13 protein-coding genes are annotated in these 16,690 nt (G+C 59.8%); 8 read left to right on the top strand and 5 right to left on the bottom strand.

The genetic code is table 11. The features are described from left to right. Positions 1-16 precede the first annotated feature (16 nt). On the top strand, positions 17-676 hold the full coding sequence (locus BB934_RS02740) for a VOC family protein (RefSeq protein WP_099508259.1): 660 nt from the start codon (positions 17-19) through the stop codon (positions 674-676). Between the two features lie 335 nt (positions 677-1,011). Here the strand turns inward: BB934_RS02740 and BB934_RS02735 are convergent, their stop codons facing one another. Next, on the bottom strand, positions 1,012-1,857 hold the full coding sequence (locus tag BB934_RS02735; RefSeq protein WP_099508258.1) for a metal-dependent phosphohydrolase: 846 nt from the start codon (positions 1,855-1,857) through the stop codon (positions 1,012-1,014). 1,014 nt (positions 1,858-2,871) lie between these two features. Here BB934_RS02735 and BB934_RS02725 point away from each other — a divergent pair. After that, on the top strand, positions 2,872-3,990 hold the full coding sequence (locus tag BB934_RS02725) for a Gfo/Idh/MocA family protein (RefSeq protein WP_099508256.1): 1,119 nt from the start codon (positions 2,872-2,874) through the stop codon (positions 3,988-3,990). Between the two features lie 324 nt (positions 3,991-4,314). Here BB934_RS02725 and BB934_RS02720 read toward each other — a convergent pair whose 3' ends face one another. The 4 genes from BB934_RS02720 to BB934_RS02705 all read right to left on the bottom strand — a co-directional run bounded on the left by BB934_RS02720 (position 4,315) and on the right by BB934_RS02705 (position 9,294). Next, positions 4,315-5,124, bottom strand: coding sequence for an SDR family oxidoreductase (locus BB934_RS02720; RefSeq protein ID WP_099508255.1), 810 nt, complete (start codon positions 5,122-5,124; stop codon positions 4,315-4,317). Next, the gene (iolE, locus tag BB934_RS02715) at positions 5,121-6,035 is read right to left on the bottom strand and encodes a myo-inosose-2 dehydratase (protein ID WP_099508254.1); all 915 of its coding nucleotides are present in this window, start codon (positions 6,033-6,035) and stop codon (positions 5,121-5,123) included. The genes BB934_RS02720 and iolE overlap by 4 nt, the downstream gene beginning before the upstream one ends. A 45-nt stretch (positions 6,036-6,080) precedes the next feature. Beyond that, positions 6,081-7,922: a 3D-(3,5/4)-trihydroxycyclohexane-1,2-dione acylhydrolase (decyclizing) gene (iolD, locus tag BB934_RS02710; RefSeq protein WP_099508253.1), complete on the bottom strand. Its 1,842-nt coding sequence runs from the start codon at positions 7,920-7,922 to the stop codon at positions 6,081-6,083. Positions 7,923-8,037: 115 nt separating this feature from the next. Then, positions 8,038-9,294, bottom strand: coding sequence for a MurR/RpiR family transcriptional regulator (locus tag BB934_RS02705; protein ID WP_237050157.1), 1,257 nt, complete (start codon positions 9,292-9,294; stop codon positions 8,038-8,040). A 136-nt stretch (positions 9,295-9,430) separates the two neighbouring features. Between BB934_RS02705 and BB934_RS02700 the strand changes: the two genes are divergently transcribed. The 6 genes from BB934_RS02700 to BB934_RS02675 all read left to right on the top strand — a co-directional run bounded on the left by BB934_RS02700 (position 9,431) and on the right by BB934_RS02675 (position 16,634). Further along, on the top strand, positions 9,431-10,867 hold the full coding sequence (locus tag BB934_RS02700; protein WP_099508251.1) for an NAD-dependent succinate-semialdehyde dehydrogenase: 1,437 nt from the start codon (positions 9,431-9,433) through the stop codon (positions 10,865-10,867). A 14-nt stretch (positions 10,868-10,881) separates the two neighbouring features. Then, the gene (locus BB934_RS02695) at positions 10,882-11,700 is read left to right on the top strand and encodes an HpcH/HpaI aldolase family protein (RefSeq protein WP_099508250.1); all 819 of its coding nucleotides are present in this window, start codon (positions 10,882-10,884) and stop codon (positions 11,698-11,700) included. A 1-nt stretch (position 11,701) separates the two neighbouring features. Continuing rightward, positions 11,702-12,691: a hydroxyacid dehydrogenase gene (locus BB934_RS02690; protein ID WP_099508249.1), complete on the top strand. Its 990-nt coding sequence runs from the start codon at positions 11,702-11,704 to the stop codon at positions 12,689-12,691. 46 nt (positions 12,692-12,737) lie between these two features. Continuing rightward, complete coding sequence (iolG, locus tag BB934_RS02685) at positions 12,738-13,730, top strand: inositol 2-dehydrogenase (protein WP_099508248.1); 993 nt, start codon at positions 12,738-12,740, stop codon at positions 13,728-13,730. A gap of 311 nt (positions 13,731-14,041) precedes the next feature. Next, on the top strand, positions 14,042-15,625 hold the full coding sequence (locus BB934_RS02680; RefSeq protein WP_237050156.1) for a sugar ABC transporter ATP-binding protein: 1,584 nt from the start codon (positions 14,042-14,044) through the stop codon (positions 15,623-15,625). After that, on the top strand, positions 15,618-16,634 hold the full coding sequence (locus BB934_RS02675) for an ABC transporter permease (RefSeq protein WP_099508246.1): 1,017 nt from the start codon (positions 15,618-15,620) through the stop codon (positions 16,632-16,634). The genes BB934_RS02680 and BB934_RS02675 overlap by 8 nt, the downstream gene beginning before the upstream one ends. Positions 16,635-16,690 lie beyond the last annotated feature (56 nt).

Below are 16,690 nucleotides of genomic sequence, written 5' to 3'. Positions count from 1 at the left end.
ACCGAAGGAGGCTGACATGACCGATACGCAGGTGCGCGGAACGACAACGGCCAACATCCCTGGTGCGCGGGCGGTCGACCTGAAGCTTGAGGTGGTCGTCATCGCCGTTGCGGATGTCGACCGGGCCAAGGGCTTTTACGGCGGATTGGGATGGCGGCTCGACGCCGACTTCGTCAAGGGCGATGCGTTTCGTGTCGTCCAGTTCACGCCCCCAGGCTCGCCATGCTCGATCCACTTCGGCAAGGGTGTGACCTCGGCCGCGCCGGGTTCTGCACAAGGACTTTATCTCGTCGTCTCCGATATCGAGGCGGCCCGCGCCGGGCTCGTCGCTCACGGTGTCGAAGTGAGCGAGGTGTTCCACCGGGCGGCGATCGGGGAGGGCCCTGTAAGCGGACCGGATCCGGAGCGGCGCAGCTACAACTCGTTCGCCACCTTCCGCGATCCGGACGGCAATGGCTGGCTGTTGCAGGAGGTCACCGCGCGCCTGCCCGGCCGCGTGGACGCTGACAGCACCACATTCATCTCGGTGACCGACCTTGCAGCCGCACTGCGCCGCGCTGCGACCGCGCATGGGGAACACGAGAAGCGCAACGGCGGGCGGCACGACGAGAACTGGCCGAATTGGTACGCCGAGTACATCGTCCAGGAGCAGTCTGGTAAGCCACTGCCCTCGTGAGCAGTGTTCGGGTGGCCAAGCAGTTTTTGGCGAGCGCATTCCAAGCGATCCATAGTCGGATTACGGAACGGGGTAAAACCATCATCTCATCTGTCTATCCTTGGCATGAGAATCATGGAGGGGCCTCGGGATGGCGTATGAAGTGCAAAGCGGGGTAAGCCCTGCACTCGCGAAATAAGCGAACATCAGGTGTCGAGACCCGACTTCCAGCAACGCGGACGATTTACGAAGCAGTCACCGTTGGCACAGCAAAAGTGGCAACAAGGCACCGCATTGAGCCGGTTCCCACAATCAGCATTCCCCATTGGGCATCGGGGCAATTTCCGGTCGAGGCCTCAAAGCTGCGGTCCGACAAGGTGCACCTTGTGCTCGGCACTGAAGATATTGCTGTACAATTGCGCAATCCACTTCTTGCCGCTGACTGTCACGTTCAGGTAGCGGATGGCTGGAGTGAGATGGTCTGACACGTGCGTCCAGAAGAAGTCCGGGTAGCGCTCAACCAGGTCAGCCGGCGAACTATAGCCGAGCCTCTGGGCGATGCCGATCTCCGCAAATTCGTGAAACAGGGCATTGGCCTTGCGCAGGTAATGGGGGTCGCCGAGCTGGCCGATCAGGTCCGCGGCACGGACGAGACCCGCCTCGGCGTCGATCTCGGCATGGTCGCGTTCCGGCGGCACGGGAAAGCGGGTGAACTCGATGGCTCGGGCGATGCGCACGGCATCGAGGCTGGCCGAGGCTCCGAGACGCTCCATGACGAAGAGCTTGGAGCGGTCGACGTGATAGGGAGCAAGAGCCGCATCCGATGCCCCGCGTGGAAGCACGACCCTGCGCCCCTCCGTGTCTACCGTGAACTGGTTTCCATCATCGCCGCGAATGATACTCCTGACATAGCCGATGTCGTGCATGAGGCAGGCGATCAGGAAATGAGCCCAGTCACTCGGGGTCGTCGGTTCCGTCAGTGCCCGGCCGCGCAGGATGTCTCGCCCGACGAGCGTCACCAGCATCGTGTGCTCAAGATTGTGGTAGAGGGCATCGCTATTGCTGATGCATTCGAGCGCAACCTGGGCTGTCGCGTCGATCTCATGCGCCAAGTGCGCCTCGGATGATCCGAAGGTTCGCTTGAAGTCTTCAGCTAGAAAAGCGCCGAGCGCGTTTCCGGCCAGTTCGGCGGTCGTCATCATGGGCAGTCCCTCCAAGCTTGCCAAAACATCGGGCTCAATCGTGAAACGTCCATGACGGATGCCAGCGGTCCGTGGTCGCTACTCACCGCGGGTGCTGCGCTTTCTCGCGCCTCCCGCCTTCCTGGCCTTCGCCTTATCCGCAGAAGCCTTCGTCGGCTTGTCCTTCGCCTTCTCGCTGCCCCTTCTCTCTTTGGCACGTCGTCAGAGGAGAAGATCGAGAGGACTGCTTCGGTGAGGACGCTGCCCAGCGTTCCAGCCGCCGCTTGAACGGCGCCGGCCGTTGCCGTCACGGCGCGTTGACCCGAGTCCAGCGCTGCTTCGCCGGCCAGGGCCACTTGAGCTTCGCTCGGCCGATGCTGCACCAAGGCGGCTGCGGCGGCCCCTGCTGCGGCAACCAGAACGTCGGCGAGGATCCTGCGGCCGAGATCGTTATTCAGGAACTGGGTGATCACACCTGATTTACGCAGGCTCTTCGGGATTTTCCACCCAGCCAGCGACTTCGGCACCTTGCCTCGCTCTTTGCCACTCGCTCCCGCCTGTGGTGTGCTCGTTTCAACACGAGAGAAAGCCGCAGCCTCACGCCTGGTTCCTAGAGAGCAGGGTCACGGGATAGCAAGGCTTCGGATCGCGCAATTCCGATGCCTGGGCAGGATGTGAGGCCAGCGTGCTGACGTGCCTTTGAAAGCCGAAGGTCCGGATCTGGGATGCCTGAGACCAAATCCTTGCTTGGTTGAGTCAATCCCCAGGGCGTATCCATTCAACCCGCAAACTAGATAACGCAATAAATCGTGCGGTAATTGACGTTCTGCAATTATCATTGTAATTCCTTCATTGAAGGAAGGTGCGTAGCAAACTGGCGACAGGAGGGGACGGATTGGGGCGCAGGCGGCGGGTGCCACATGCGGCATTGCCGCTGTCACAATGAGCCACTCTGGCGGCCTCCCTCAATCCTGAATCTATTGGAATCCTTTCTGTGCGCGGTCCTGAAATCTAGGCTGAAAGGAGACGAAGTCTATGCGCCAGATTGGCATCGGAGTCATTGGAACCGGCTTTATGGGCAAGGCGCATGCCTTTGCCTACCGGGCCGTGTCGAGCACCTTCCCGGGGCTGAGGCCTGAACTAGAGATCGTCGCGGACGTCAACGAGGCCGCTGCTGAGCGTGCGGCCACCCAGCTCGGCTTCCGGCGCTATACGGACAATTGGCAGGATCTTGTCGCTGACCCGGCGATTGGTATCGTTTCAATCACAACACCCAACATCTTTCATCGTGAGATGGCCTTGGCTGCAATCGCTGCTGGAAAGCACATTCATTGTGAAAAGCCGCTTGCCCCGTCCACGGCAGAGGCCCGTGACATGATGGAGGCTTCCGAAGCAGCTGGTGTGGTCACCCAGGTTGGCTACAACTACATCAAGAACCCTCTGCTCGGCCTCGCCCGTGAAATGATCGCGAGCGGTGAACTCGGAGAAATCACCGGCTTCCGCGGCATCCATGCCGAAGACTATATGGCCAATCCGGATGAGCCTTACAGTTGGCGTGTTGATCCAACGGGGGGTGCAGGCGCCATTGCTGATATCGGCAGCCACATTATCGGCATGGCACGTTTTCTCCTCGGTCCCATTGACGAGGTCATTGCCGATCTCGAAACCGTTGTTAAGAGCAGACCTATCGCCCCCGGAGCCAGCGAGCGACGCACGGTCGAGGTCGACGATATTGCCCGCCTGACGGTCCGCTTTGCGCGGGGCTGCCGTGGCACGATTGAAGCGAATTGGGTCGCGACCGGCCGTAAGATGCAACTCGGGTTTGAGATTAACGGCACAAAAGGTACGCTGGTCTTCAATCAGGAACGTTTAAATGAGCTGCACTTCTACCAGGCCGGCCGCGACCGTCGTCACGAAGGCTTCCTGAAGATCGAAGCCGGCCCTCAACATCATCCTTATGGCCTCTTCTGCGTCGCGCCTGGTCACCAGCTCGGCTTCAACGATCTGAAAACAATCGAAGTTGCGGATTTCCTGACAGCCATTGATGGCGGCGAACATCATGGACCGGACTTCCGTGAAGCTTATGAGATTCAGAAGATCGTCGATACGGCCGTCGAGTCATCGCGTGAGCGCCAGTGGAAAGCCGTGTCTTAGAGCAAAAGGCGTAGACGGGTCGGATGAGGTCCAGTGCATCGAGTGACTGCAGTGGACCGTACACTTGCGTCTGGCTGAATCTTTGATCACGCTTTCGAATGGAAGTGTGTAGTGATAGCTTCATGCGCACTTGAAGCTCCCGTCACCGGAATAGCAAAGCGCCTCTGTCCCATTCCTGTCCGCTAAAGTTCCCATGCTTCATGAGGTTCTTGCAACCGTGCTACCGAATCCTGGACCCAGTCCCGCCGAGTAGATACTCCAAGCAAAAAAGGGCCCTGCCAGATTGGAGAATTCCAGCAGGGCAGGCGGAGGATCACAGAGTTGTCAGAGAGGGGCAGCTGGTCTCGGGGCTGCATCATATGCCCCCCAGATCGATTGATCGTAATTGATCACGGAACCGGTCATCAGGCCTGACTCGTCACTTGACAGAAACGCCACGGCACGAGCCACCTCCTTTGGGTCGATCAGGCGTCCAAAGGGCTGCCGCGCGGCTGCCTCGGCAAGCCAGTTTGGATTGGCGTCATGGTACTGCTTCTGAGTGCGATCCTCGCCCTCGCTGGCCATCCAGCCAATGTTGAGGGCATTGACGCGGATGCGGTTCATGAGAAGGGCGTAAGCTGTGTTCTCGGTGAGGGTTGCAAGGGCCCCTTTGGAGGCGCAATACGCCGCGATGAAAGGCTGCCCGGCCTTTGCCGACATCGAGCAGATATTCACGATCGTGCCCTCAACGTGATCCCGGCGCATGAGCTTGATCGCGTCCTGCATCAGAAAGAAGGGAGCTCGCACGTTGACCGCAAACATGGTGTCGAAGAGATCCGGTGACGTATCGATGATCGTGCCGCGGTCCGTGATTGCCGCAGCATTGACAAGTGCGTCGACGCGTCCGAACTCGGCGTCCACTTTGGCAATGACCGCCCGGCAATCATCAACCCTGCTCAAATCGGCGGGCACAAACACGACGCGGGCATCGGTTTCTTCCTGAATGGCACGTGCCTTCGCTTCTCCCTTCTCGCGCGACCGGCCGCAGATGACGATGCCTGATGCCCCGCGTTTCGCGAACAGTTCAGCAATGGAAGCTCCAAGGCCTTGCGTCCCGCCGGTCACAACAGCGATCTTTCCTTCCATCTGAGTCATACTGGTGCTTCCTCGATGCGGTAACCGGCTTTGGTGAGCGCCGCGGTCAGGGCGCGGTAGCCGATCTTTGCGTACTCTGCAGGTGGGGCTTTGGCAGGATCCTGCTCGGCCTCGACGACGAACCAGCCTTCATATCCCACATCGGCGAGGCGCTGGATCACAGCTGCGAAATCAATCGCCCCATCACCGGGAACCGTAAACGCACCTTCCAGCACCGCATCCAGGAAAGATTGGCGGTTGCGATCAAGGCCTTCAATGACAGGGCCACGGACATCCTTCGCGTGGACGTGAATGATCCGGCTCCCGTGCTTGTCGATGACGCGAAGAACATCGCCGCCGGCAAAGCGCATGTGCCCGGCATCAAACAGCAGACCCACGGCCTCGCCGGTGTGCTTCATCAGCCAGTCAAGGTCCTGCTCCGTCTCAATGGCCGTTGCCATATGATGGTGGAAGCCCAGCGGCACGCCAGCATCGGCGCAATGCTCGGCAAAGCGCGTCAAACGTCGTCCATAGACCTTGATCTCGTCTTCAGAGAGCCGGCGCCGGGTGGCCAATGGAGCATTGCGCTTGTTTTGAATGGTTCCGGCCGTCTCACCGTAGGCCAGACAGGCGGCGCCGAGAGAGCGAAACAGCTCAAGCTGCGACGCCACCTTGTCCTTTTCCTCGGCGAGATCGTCGGGCGCATCAAGAACAGTGCCGGAGTACCAGCCGGATGCGAGTTCAAGGCCGAACGTCTCAAGCTCAGGGCGCAACTCGGCGGCGGATTTCGGGAACTTGCCTCCTGTCTCCACACCTGTGAAGCCGGCCTCTCTGCTTTCTCTTAGACAGGTCTGAAGGCTGGTGTCTCCACCCAGCTCCGGCAGGTCATCATTGGACCAGGCGATGGGCGCTATTCCCAACTTGGCTCTCATCGTTGTCTCCGGAGGCTGCAGTCAAATCTTGGCCTAGATGTGGAGTCAGACGCCGACACGCTGGCGCTTGCGACCATCCAACTGTGCTTTGGATGCCTCGATCACCTCGTCTCGGCTGCTGACCTGCGGCACACCGACATCCCACCACGCGTCACCAGGGGTCCAGGTAAAGGCGTCCGAGACAATGGTGATGACGGTCGTCCGGTCGGTGGTTTGTGCCCAATCCACAGCTTGGCCGAGATCCGCCAAACTCTCGACGCGTCGCGTCAAGGCGCCCATCGCTTCCGCATGCTTTGCAAAGTCCACCGGGAAGGGCTCCTTCACGCGACAGTCTCGGATCAGATTATTGAACGATGCGCCGCCTTTGGCATTCTGCAGGCGGTTGATGACCGCATAGCCGCCATTGTCACACACGATGATAATCATCTTGTGACCAGCCAAGACTGACGAGTAGATATCGGAGTTCATCATCATGTAGGTGCCGTCACCGATCATCACGATCGGCGTGCGGGTCGGATCCGCCATGGCAGCGCCCCATCCGGCAGCTATCTCGTACCCCATACACGAGAAGCCAAACTCACAGTCAAAGGTATTGGGCTCCTTGACGCGCCAGTTCTTCATCACCTCGCCCGGAAGCCCGCCTGCAGCGGCGATGAGGAGATCCCGTTCGCCTGCCTTGGAATTAACGATGCCCACAACCTGGGCGTAGGTCGGAATTGGATCGTTGGTCGGACGCTGGAAGCCGTCGAGCATCGAGTTCCATCTTGCGAACTCGACGCGGCCCCGTTCCGTCCAGGCCGCATCAGCCTTCCAGTCCTGCACGGCTTCCCCAAGTTCCAGGATCGCTTCGCGTGCGTCGGCGACAACGGCTAGGGCACGGTGCTTGGTCGCATCGTAACGGGCCGCATTGATGGAGATGAACCGCGCGTCAGGCGAGAAACAGGTCCACGAGCCCGTGGTGAAATCCATGAGCCGGGTTCCCACTGCAAGGATCACGTCGGCCTCAGCGGCCAGAGCATTGGCGGACGTCGATCCAACGATGCCGATCGGCCCAACATGGGCTGGATGATCGTGCGTGACGGCGCCCTTGCCGGCGATCGTCTCCGCAAGCGGAATGCCATGTTCTTCAGCAAAGCGTCCCAGCACAGCTTCGGCGCCGGAATAGCGCACTCCGCCACCGGAAATAATCAAGGGACGCTTGGCCGACTTGAGCAGTCGGATGGCTTCGGCGAGCCGTTCCCGGTCCGCCCGGGGGCGCGGGATCGTGTGGACGGTCGGCTCGAAGAACGCGGTCGGATAATCCCAGGCAATCTCCTGCACGTCCTGGGGCAGACCGATAAAAGCCGGACCGCAATCGGCCGGGTCAAGCAGGGTCGCGACCGCCTGCGGCAGGGACGAGATGAGTTGTTCGGGGTGAACGATCCGATCCCAGTAGCGCGTGACGGCCTTGAACGCGTCGTTGACGTTGATTGTCGGATCGCCGAAATGCTCAACCTGCTGCATGACGGGGTCAGGCCGGCGGTTGACGAAGGTGTCGCCGGCGAGAAGCAGAACCGGGAGCCGGTTGGAATGGGCCACACCGGCCGCCGTTACCATGTTGAGAGCGCCCGGTCCGATCGACGTAGCGGCTACCATGATCTGGCGTCGCCGCTTGGCCTTCGCAAAGCCGATAGCGGCGAGCGCCATCGATTGTTCGTTCTGTCCACGCCACGTCGGCAGGGTGTCCTGGACCGCTTCCAAAGCCTCCGAGAGGCAGGTAACGTTGCCATGTCCGAAGATTGCGAAGACACCGGGAAACAGTGGAACCTGCTCGCCATCGACGATGGTGAACTGGTTGCACAGATAGCGAACCAAAGCCTGGGCCATGGTGCAGCGAACGGTCGACATGCAATCTCCTCCCAATCAGCAGGCGCTTTTATGGCAGCGCATCCGGTTTCGGAAAAGATTATTGCAGATTAATAAAATCTGCAAGATAAATTGCTAAAATTGCTGCGCTGCCTGATTACGGCTTGGCCGGAGCCTTTCCGCGCCGCTTGGGTTCCGTGCTTCTGTCACGGGCTATTCCGGTGACGGTTGGAATGCGCGGGGCCTCGTCGCGACTGGGCTGGAGGAGCGCTGCCGTTGCCACCGCAATGCACTGGACAAGGCACATGGGAGCAGCCAGTGAGCGCGAGAACGTGTACTCGTCCTCCGGGACCGTAAACAACACCCGAGCATCCTTCGCCAGGGGCGACAACTGACTATCGGTGATGGCGATGATCGGAGCCCCGCTGCCCACCGCCACGTCGGAAATCGCCACAACCTCCTTTGCATAATGTCGGAAGGCGATCGCAACGAGCACATCGCGCTCGGATATGGTTGCAGCCATTTCCTGAGCTAAGCCGCCGGCTGGATCAAGGAGGACGACCCGCCGACGCAACATTGTCAGAACATAGCGAAGAAACGATGCAATCGGCTCTGACCGGAGTTGCCCAGCGATATAGATCGTTTCCGCTTTTGCCAGCAGCTGCGCTGTAGCCGCGAGTTCTTCCTCGGCGACTCCTTCGAGAAGGTCTTGGAGGGCCGCAATGTCGCGCACGACCAGTTGCCGCAAGTAGCCAAGGTTGCCGCGCTCCTCATTGCGAGACAACTCGCTCTCAAGCGCGCTCAAGCGCTCGCGAAAGCCTGGAGCAGCGGTCGCCAGACGGGTCTGAAATACCGCCTGAAGCTCCTTGAAACCTGAGTAGCCAAAGTTCTGGGCAAAACGAACGAGACTCGAGGGGTGAGTGCCGCATTGGGCCGCAATGGCATTAATCGACTCAAGCGCAATGACGTTCGGGTTTTGGGTGAAGAACCGCGCAATCTGCTGGAACCCTTGGGACAGGTTCGGGTATTCCTGGGCAATCAGATTGACGATCCCCTCATAGTTTTTCGGGGTCGGGTCTGTCTGCCGGTTGTCCTTTCCTGGCATTTTGGCTCCGCTCTTCTTTCTTGTCTGTGGCGCCACTGGTTCTCGATCCTTCCTGCTGCTCAGCCTGACTTGCGGCTCGGATGCCGGGCAGGTCTTGCCCGATGGTCTCTCACAGACTGTCCTCATCTGCCCAAGCGGAGCCGTCAATGCCTGGGCCTTGTGCTCTTGACATACAATTTTTATTGCGCAAAATATCAATAAGCAATAATAATTGCAAAAGACGTTGGTACAAGCGCTGTGCGCAACGATGACAGGGAGAGGATCTTGCTGAACCAGCAAAGCCCAGCTGCCCGAGCCCAAAACCGACATGGTGGTCCTTTGCTCATCACCGCGCTCAGATGAGCACCTGGTCCTATGGTTAGCATGCTTACGCCAGCAATCTCCTCAGCGTCTGTTGCAACGATTGTTGCAGCAAACATCATAGCCAAGCAAGGGATCGCGTCTGATGTATGAAAATTTCGGCCTGTTCATCGACGGCGACTGGCGTGCTCGCGGCGGGCACGGCGCCCTGGACATCGTGGATCCGGCCACCGGGGAGACCCTCGGGGAGGTTCCCGCCGCCGCCGAGGCCGATGTGGATGACGCCATTGCGGCGGCCGACCGAGCCCTGAAGCGCTGGCGGTCAACCCCGGCCTGGACGCGGGCGGATCTTTTGCACGCCGCGGCCGATCGCATGCAGGAGCGAACAGAAGAGGCGGCACGCCAAATCACCCTCGAGGCGGGCAAGCCCCTGGCTCAGGCCAAGCGGGAATGGGCCCTCTCCGTCGACCAGTTCCGCTGGAATGCGGAAGAAGCGCGCCGGATCTATGGCCGCATCGTTGAAAGCCGGGCGCCCGGCGGGCGCATCGAGGTGCTGCATGAGCCCGTGGGCGTTGTCGCTGCATTCACGGCCTGGAACTTCCCTGCCGTTCTCATTGCGCGCAAGGTCGCTCCTGCCTTAGCGGCAGGATGTTCCGTCATCGTACGCCCGTCGAGTGAAGTTCCTGGGGCCGCAATGATCATGGTGGATTGCCTGAGGCAAGCGGGTGTGCCCCAGGGAGTGGTAAATCTCGTCATCGGACCGACGGCGACAACCTATACGCGCCTTATGGCGTCGCCCGTGGTGCGTAAGATAACGCTTACCGGATCCACGGCAGTCGGGCAGCAGATGATCCGGGATGCTGCCGCGACAATGAAGCGGGTCAGCATGGAACTCGGTGGTAATGCACCGATGATCGTGTTCGACGATGCCCACGTCGACACGGTGCTTGATCTGGCGGTTCCAACCAAATTCGCAAATGCCGGACAGGTCTGTGTCACACCAGATCGCTTCTATATTCATGAGTCTCTGCACGACGCGTTTGTATCCGGATTCACGAAACGGGCGAGTTCCCTCAAATTGGGACATGGCCTCGATGAGGCATCCCAAATGGGACCTCTGATCAACCAGCGCCGCATTGACGCGATCGAGGGGATCGTTGCCGATGCAAAGAAGCGCGGTGGACGCATTGAGACTGGAGGCGGGCGACCGCAGGGCCAAAATAAGGGCTTCTTCTTCGAACCGACAGTGATCTCCGGCCTTCCCGATGAGGCTATGGCTCTCGCGCAGGAGAATTTCGGGCCCGTCGCGGCGATCACTCCCTTCTCGGACAAGGACGAGGTGTTCCAGCGGGCCAATGCGGGCGATTTCGGCTTGTCTGCGTACGTCTTCACCCGTGATCCGGCCCGCATGCGAGAGGCGGTGTCGCGGATTGAGTCCGGCATGGTGGGTGTCAACAGCTTCGCTCTTGCCGCAGCCGAAGCGCCCTTTGGCGGGATCAAGTTGAGCGGGATGGGGCGCGAAGGCGGATCGGAAGGAATTCTCGATTTCCTCAACGTCAAACTATCCCAGATTGTGGTCTAACGCGGCGAGGCAACATGCTACCCAACGGAATTCGCGCGCAGTGGAGCGCGGGCAAGCCAGTGATCAACGGATGGTTGTCCATTGCGTGTCCCTTCACGGCCGAGATCATGGCCGCGCAGGGTTACGACTCGATCACGATCGATCTTCAACACGGGCTCGTTGGCTACGAGGTCGCCACCACCATGCTTCAAGCGATGCGGGCGAGTGCCGTCACCCCGCTTGTCAGGGTGCCTTGGCTCGATCCGGCGGCAATCATGAAATCCTTGGATGCCGGTGCCTACGGCGTGATCTGCCCGATGATCAACACACGCGAGGAGGCCGAGCGTCTGGTCTCTTACGTCCGCTATCCTCCCCATGGCGTGCGGAGCTTCGGTCCAACACGGGCCAATTTCTCGGCAGGCGCCGATTATGGTCAGCACGCGGACGCCGAGGTTCTGTGCTTCGCCATGATTGAGACGGCCGATGCTGTCGCCAATCTTGATGACATCGTGTCAACGCCTGGTCTCGATGGTGTCTATATTGGGCCCGCCGATCTGACGCTAAGTTTGACGGGACGACGCTACCCGACCGGGTTTGACCGTGAGGAGCCCGAGGTCGTCGAGGTCATTCAGACCATTCTGCACAAGGCCCATAAGGCCGGAATCCGCGCTTGCCTCCACAATGGCACCCCGACCTATGCCGCGAAAGCTATTGGCTGGGGATTCGATCTTGTCACCATCTCAAATGACGTGCGGCTGTTAGCCGGCGCGGCTCAGGCAAGTGTTGCCACGGCTCGCAAGCTGATCGCCGACCAGGAATCGTCGCCTGCCGCAACCGCCACGGGAGGATACTGACATGCCCCATGTACTCGTCGCCGGGCGCATCCACGATGCGGGTCTGGCCCTCCTGCGGTCGGCGTCCGGCGTGACGTTCGATCTGGTTGAGGAGGTCTCAACCGAGTCCTATTCCCCTCTTGTTGAGCATGCGGATGCCGTACTCATCCGGACCCAGCCAATGCCGGCGGCCGTGATCAATGCAGCGCCCCGTTTGAAGATCGTATCACGGCACGGCGTTGGATTCGACGCGGTGGACATTGCGGCCTTGAACAAGCGTGGAATCCCGCTGGCCGTTGTCGGTGATGTTAACTCCCAATCCGTGGCCGAGCATACGATGATGCTCATTCTGTCCCTTGCCAAGCGGACGCTCACTTATGACGCCAAGACACGGCGGTCCGAGTGGAACTATCGTAACAGTTTCGATGCCACGGAGTTGGCTGGCAAGACGCTTCTTTTAGTCGGGTTCGGCCGTATCGGGCGCTCTGTTGCCAAGCTTGCTGAGGCCTTTGGCATGGAGGTTCTGGTTCACGATCCCTTTGTTGATGAGACAACGATCAGAAGTACTGGCGCCATTCCCGCTCCGGACATGAATTCAGCGCTTGCGCAGGCAGATGTGATCTCCGTGCACATCCCATTATCCGCAGGTGGCGCCTTGATTGGGGCTCCGGAGCTTGCCAAGCTGAAGCCGACGGCCGTGGTGGTGAACACCGCCCGTGGCGGTCTCATTGACGAAGAGGCCCTCGCCACCGCTCTTGAGGAGGGTCGGTTGGCCGGCGCTGGGCTCGACGTGTTCACGGCAGAGCCGCCTCAGCGCGATCACCGGCTGTTTGGGAATGATCGCGTGATCCTCAGTCCCCATTCGGCCGGCCTGACACTGGAGAGCGCTATCCGCATGTCGGAGTCCGCCGTCCAGAACATCCTGGATTTCTTTGCCGGAAGCCTCGATCCGAAGCTTGTGGTGAACGCAGCGAGTGTGTCGCCGTCGGCTAAGGAACTGCTGAGAGCATAACGATTCCTGTGGCCACTAGGCTACGACACCGACAGGAGCTTTACCGATGTTGCGCGTTGCAGTGCTCGGTGCCGGACGGATCGGCAAAATCCACGCCGCCAATGTGGCGATGAACCGAAACGCGAGGCTGGTCGCCGTGGCCGATCCGTTCGGCAGCGCCGCATGTTCTCTCGCAGATCTTCTCTCGTGCGAAGCCTCACTGGACCCAATTTCGCTCATTGAGCGCGAAGATGTCGATGCCGTCGTGATCGGTACGCCGACGGATACCCATGTGAGCCTCATGCTCCATGCCGTCAGGCTGGGAAAAGCCGTTCTGTGTGAAAAGCCGATCGATCTCGATATCGCCAAAGACGATGAGGCGCTGACGGAGATCGAGCGCCAGAATGGTCGTGTCATGCTGGCCTTCAATCGCCGCTTCGATCCAAGTGCCCAGCGACTTCGCCGCGCCATCGATTCTGGGGAGATCGGGGACGTCCGGCAGGTCATTATCACCAGCCGTGACCCGGGGTTGCCCTCGCGCGAGTATCTCAAGCATTCCGGGGGCATTTTTCGGGACATGGTCATCCATGATTTCGACATGGCCCGCTGGTTGCTGGGCGAAGAGCCCACTGACGTGCTGGCCACCGCGAGCCGCCTAGTCGATCCGGCACTGGCGGAGGTTGACGATTTCGACACCGTGATGGTGCAGATGCGAACCGCATCGGGGCGTCAATGCCATATCAATTGCTGCCGCGAGGCTGTGTACGGTTACGATCAGCGTTTCGAGATCTTCGGATCGGCAGGGATGCTGCAGAATGAGAACTTGCGGCCAACGACAATCCGCCGCTGGACCCGCCATGAAACCGAGGCAGCTGAGCCACTTCTGAACTTCTTTTTGGAGCGCTACGCTGATGCGTATCGTCACGAACTCGACGCTTTCATTTCCGCGGTTCGAGCGGGCTCGCCCATGCCGGTCACTCCCTTCGACGGCCGCCAAGCGCTGCGGCTTGCGGATTGCGCCTTGGAGTCGGCTTTGAGCGGCCGATCTGTCAGCGTTTGAATCACGAAGTGAGACGCCACATCGACGAGCCAAAACTCGTCGACACGATGAACCTGTGGCGAAAGGTCCTGTCAAGAACCGCACTGTCTACAAGCGCTCCGACAAGAGAGCGATTGACATTAGCAACGTTCGTTGCAAATATCGAATATAAGCAACATAAATTGCGAACGTGGGACCCTGAGAGTGGATCCTGAACATCCGCCGCACGAGGAGGACGCCGATGAAACGCACCACTGGTCCGTTCGTATCTGAAGCCCGTCACCTGGCTGCAGCTGAAGCCTGAATCATCGATCCATGGCGAGGCGGACATCATGTACTCAACCACAATCCCGCACAGGATCGGGCGAACGACACCAGCATTGGCGCAGGGCGCGGCACAAGTGGGGCGCCAGGGCATGACGCTGCTCCGCACGAACAGTATCCGTAAAAGCTTCGGGCCGGTTGAGGTGCTGAAGGAGATCGATTTTGCTGTGTCGCCCGGTGAGGTGACAGCGCTGGTCGGTGAGAACGGCGCTGGCAAGTCAACGCTCATGAAGATCATTGCGGGTTATGAGAAGCCTTCGTCCGGCCATCTGCTCGTCGACGGGTCTGATGTCTTCTTTGAGACCAATGTGGATGCTGAAGCATCCGGCATCGTCCTGGTTCACCAGGAGTTTTGCCTCATCCCGCATCTCACCGTCGCCGAGAACATCTTTCTCGGTTACGAGCCGACCCGCCGCCGCGCCCTCGACTACGCTGCGATGGAGCAACGTGCCGCCATCTTGCTGGAGGAACTCGGATCCACGATTCATCCGCGGACGCTTCTGTCGAAGCTCGCCGTGTCGGACTGGCAGATGATCGAAATCGCCAAGGCTCTGTCCCGCCGGCCACGCCTCTTGATTATGGACGAGCCGACGGCCGTTCTCGGCCATCACGAGACGGATCACCTGTTCGAGCGCGTGGATCGGTTCAGGCAGGATGGGGGAGCCGTTATTTTCACGTCGCACAAGCTCGACGAGGTGAAGCGGCTCGCGGACCAGACGGCCATTCTTCGCGACGGCCGGATAGTGATCGTTGCTCCGACGAGTTCGCTTACCGAGGACGAAATGGCGAGTCTGATGGTCGGGCGCCCACTGTCCGACCTTTACCCGACCAAGCACCCGAAGCCTGACCAAACGGCTGTTCTGTCGGTGCGCGAGCTTGAAGTGCCGGGTTACGTGGAGCGCGCGAGCTTTGACCTCAAGAAGGGAGAGATCCTTGGTTTCTCAGGTCTGGTCGGTTCGGGCCGTACGGAACTCTTCGAAGGGCTCTTCGGCCTACGACCTGCGCACTGCAAGACCTTTGCTTACCAAGGGCGGGGGCGCCATCTTCCGACGCCGCGGGAAGCCTACCAGATGGGAATGGCGTATCTCACAGAGGACCGCAAAGGACACGGGCTCCTGTTGGAGAAGTCCCTGGGCGAGAACCTGACGCTCCTCAAGGGGGCATTAGTAGGCGGTACGGTCATCGATCTCAAGGCCGAACGGGCTGAACTGGATCGTGCGATCACAACATACGAGATCAAGGCACCCAAGCCGTCAGCCCGTGTGGGCACGCTCAGCGGGGGCAACCAGCAAAAGCTTCTGATCGCAAAAACCCTGCTCGCAGAGCCCGACGTGATTGTCTTCGATGAGCCGACCCGCGGCATCGATATCGGGACCAAGCAGCAAATCTACCGTCTGATTCAATCGCTTGCTGCTGCAGGGAAAGCCTGCGTGGTGATCTCGTCAGAGATGCAGGAAATCATCGGTCTTAGCCACAGGGTGATGATCATGCGTCAGGGCCGCATCGTCGGCGAGGTGGCAGGCGACGCAATGAACGAGGACGAAATCGTCCGGTATGCCGTGGGCCTGAAGGAGGCACCGATCCATGTCTGATACGATTGCCGTTCCAAACAAGCTTCCTGCCACAAGCGGCCGGTACAGGATCAGTGATCATCTGACATCCTTTGGCCCGTTGATCGCGTTGGCCGCATTGCTGCTCATCGGCGGACTCATCAATGAATCATTCCTGAGTTCGGCAAATATCAGCAATGTGCTGACACGCAGCGCGCTCATTGGCATCATTGCGATCGGAACGACGTTCGTGATCACGGCCGGCGGTCTCGACCTGTCCGTCGGCGCCATGTCGGCGCTCGTTGCAGGCCTCATGATCATGTTCATGAACGCTGTTGCCCCGACGCTCGGCACAGGTTGGGTCACCGTGCTGGCCGGCATTCTGTTCGCGCTGCTCCTGGGAACGATGGCAGGGCTCGTCAATGGCGTGTTGATCACCCGGTGGCGCATTGAAGCCTTCATTGTCACGCTCGGCACGATGGGGATCTTTCGTTCCCTTTTGACCTACCTTTCAAATGGCGGCGCGATCTCCCTGGAATCGGGTCTTCGTTCGACGGCAAGACCGATCTACTACGGAACCCTGTTCGGGATCGCCTATCCGATCATTGCCTTGGCCATCCTGGCCATCGTTGGTGAGTTCGTTCTCTGGCGCACCCGCTTTGGCCGCCACTGTGCCGCCATCGGTTCCAATGCCGCGGTCGCCAAGTATTCGGCCATCAATGTAAGCCGAGTCCGGATTGCAACCTACATTCTCCAAGGGCTGTGCGTGGCCGTGGCGACTCTTATTTACGTGCCACGTCTTGGCGCGGCGACGCCATCCACCGGTGTCCTTTGGGAGCTCGAAGCCATCGCGGCCGTCATCATCGGTGGAACGGTTCTGTCGGGGGGCTATGGGAGGATTTGGGGAACCATCGTCGGCGTCCTCATCCTCGGCCTAATCCAGAACATTCTCAATCTCACGTCTTGGTTCAGTCCGCATCTGAACGGCTCCATCCAGGGCGCGATCATTATTCTGGCTGTTCTCATGCAGAAGGGACGAGCGGCCCGATAACAAGGCTCAGCAGTTTACCCGAAGAGAGGAAGATATGTTATCAAGCCTACGTTCAT

The organism is Microvirga ossetica (assembly GCF_002741015.1).
Taxonomy (GTDB): Bacteria; Pseudomonadota; Alphaproteobacteria; order Rhizobiales; family Beijerinckiaceae; genus Microvirga; species Microvirga ossetica.
The sequence above is the reverse complement of the archived record's forward strand: the minus strand, read 5'-3'. Positions and strand labels throughout refer to the sequence as shown.

Bases quoted from the DNA above. Each gene is read 5' to 3' on its own strand.
- BB934_RS02705 (WP_237050157.1), bottom strand. From the start codon at position 9,294: ATGTCGGTTTTGGGCTCGGGCAGCTGGGCTTTGCTGGTTCAGCAAGAT.
- BB934_RS02700 (WP_099508251.1), top strand. From the start codon at position 9,431: ATGTATGAAAATTTCGGCCTGTTCATCGACGGCGACTGGCGTGCTCGC.
- BB934_RS02695 (WP_099508250.1), top strand. From the start codon at position 10,882: ATGCTACCCAACGGAATTCGCGCGCAGTGGAGCGCGGGCAAGCCAGTG.
- BB934_RS02690 (WP_099508249.1), top strand. From the start codon at position 11,702: ATGCCCCATGTACTCGTCGCCGGGCGCATCCACGATGCGGGTCTGGCC.
- iolG (WP_099508248.1), top strand. From the start codon at position 12,738: ATGTTGCGCGTTGCAGTGCTCGGTGCCGGACGGATCGGCAAAATCCAC.
- BB934_RS02740 (WP_099508259.1), top strand. From the start codon at position 17: ATGACCGATACGCAGGTGCGCGGAACGACAACGGCCAACATCCCTGGT.
- BB934_RS02675 (WP_099508246.1), top strand. From the start codon at position 15,618: ATGTCTGATACGATTGCCGTTCCAAACAAGCTTCCTGCCACAAGCGGC.
- iolD (WP_099508253.1), bottom strand. From the start codon at position 7,922: ATGTCGACCGTTCGCTGCACCATGGCCCAGGCTTTGGTTCGCTATCTG.
- BB934_RS02720 (WP_099508255.1), bottom strand. From the start codon at position 5,124: ATGACTCAGATGGAAGGAAAGATCGCTGTTGTGACCGGCGGGACGCAA.
- iolE (WP_099508254.1), bottom strand. From the start codon at position 6,035: ATGAGAGCCAAGTTGGGAATAGCGCCCATCGCCTGGTCCAATGATGAC.
- BB934_RS02725 (WP_099508256.1), top strand. From the start codon at position 2,872: ATGCGCCAGATTGGCATCGGAGTCATTGGAACCGGCTTTATGGGCAAG.
- BB934_RS02680 (WP_237050156.1), top strand. From the start codon at position 14,042: ATGTACTCAACCACAATCCCGCACAGGATCGGGCGAACGACACCAGCA.
- BB934_RS02735 (WP_099508258.1), bottom strand. From the start codon at position 1,857: ATGATGACGACCGCCGAACTGGCCGGAAACGCGCTCGGCGCTTTTCTA.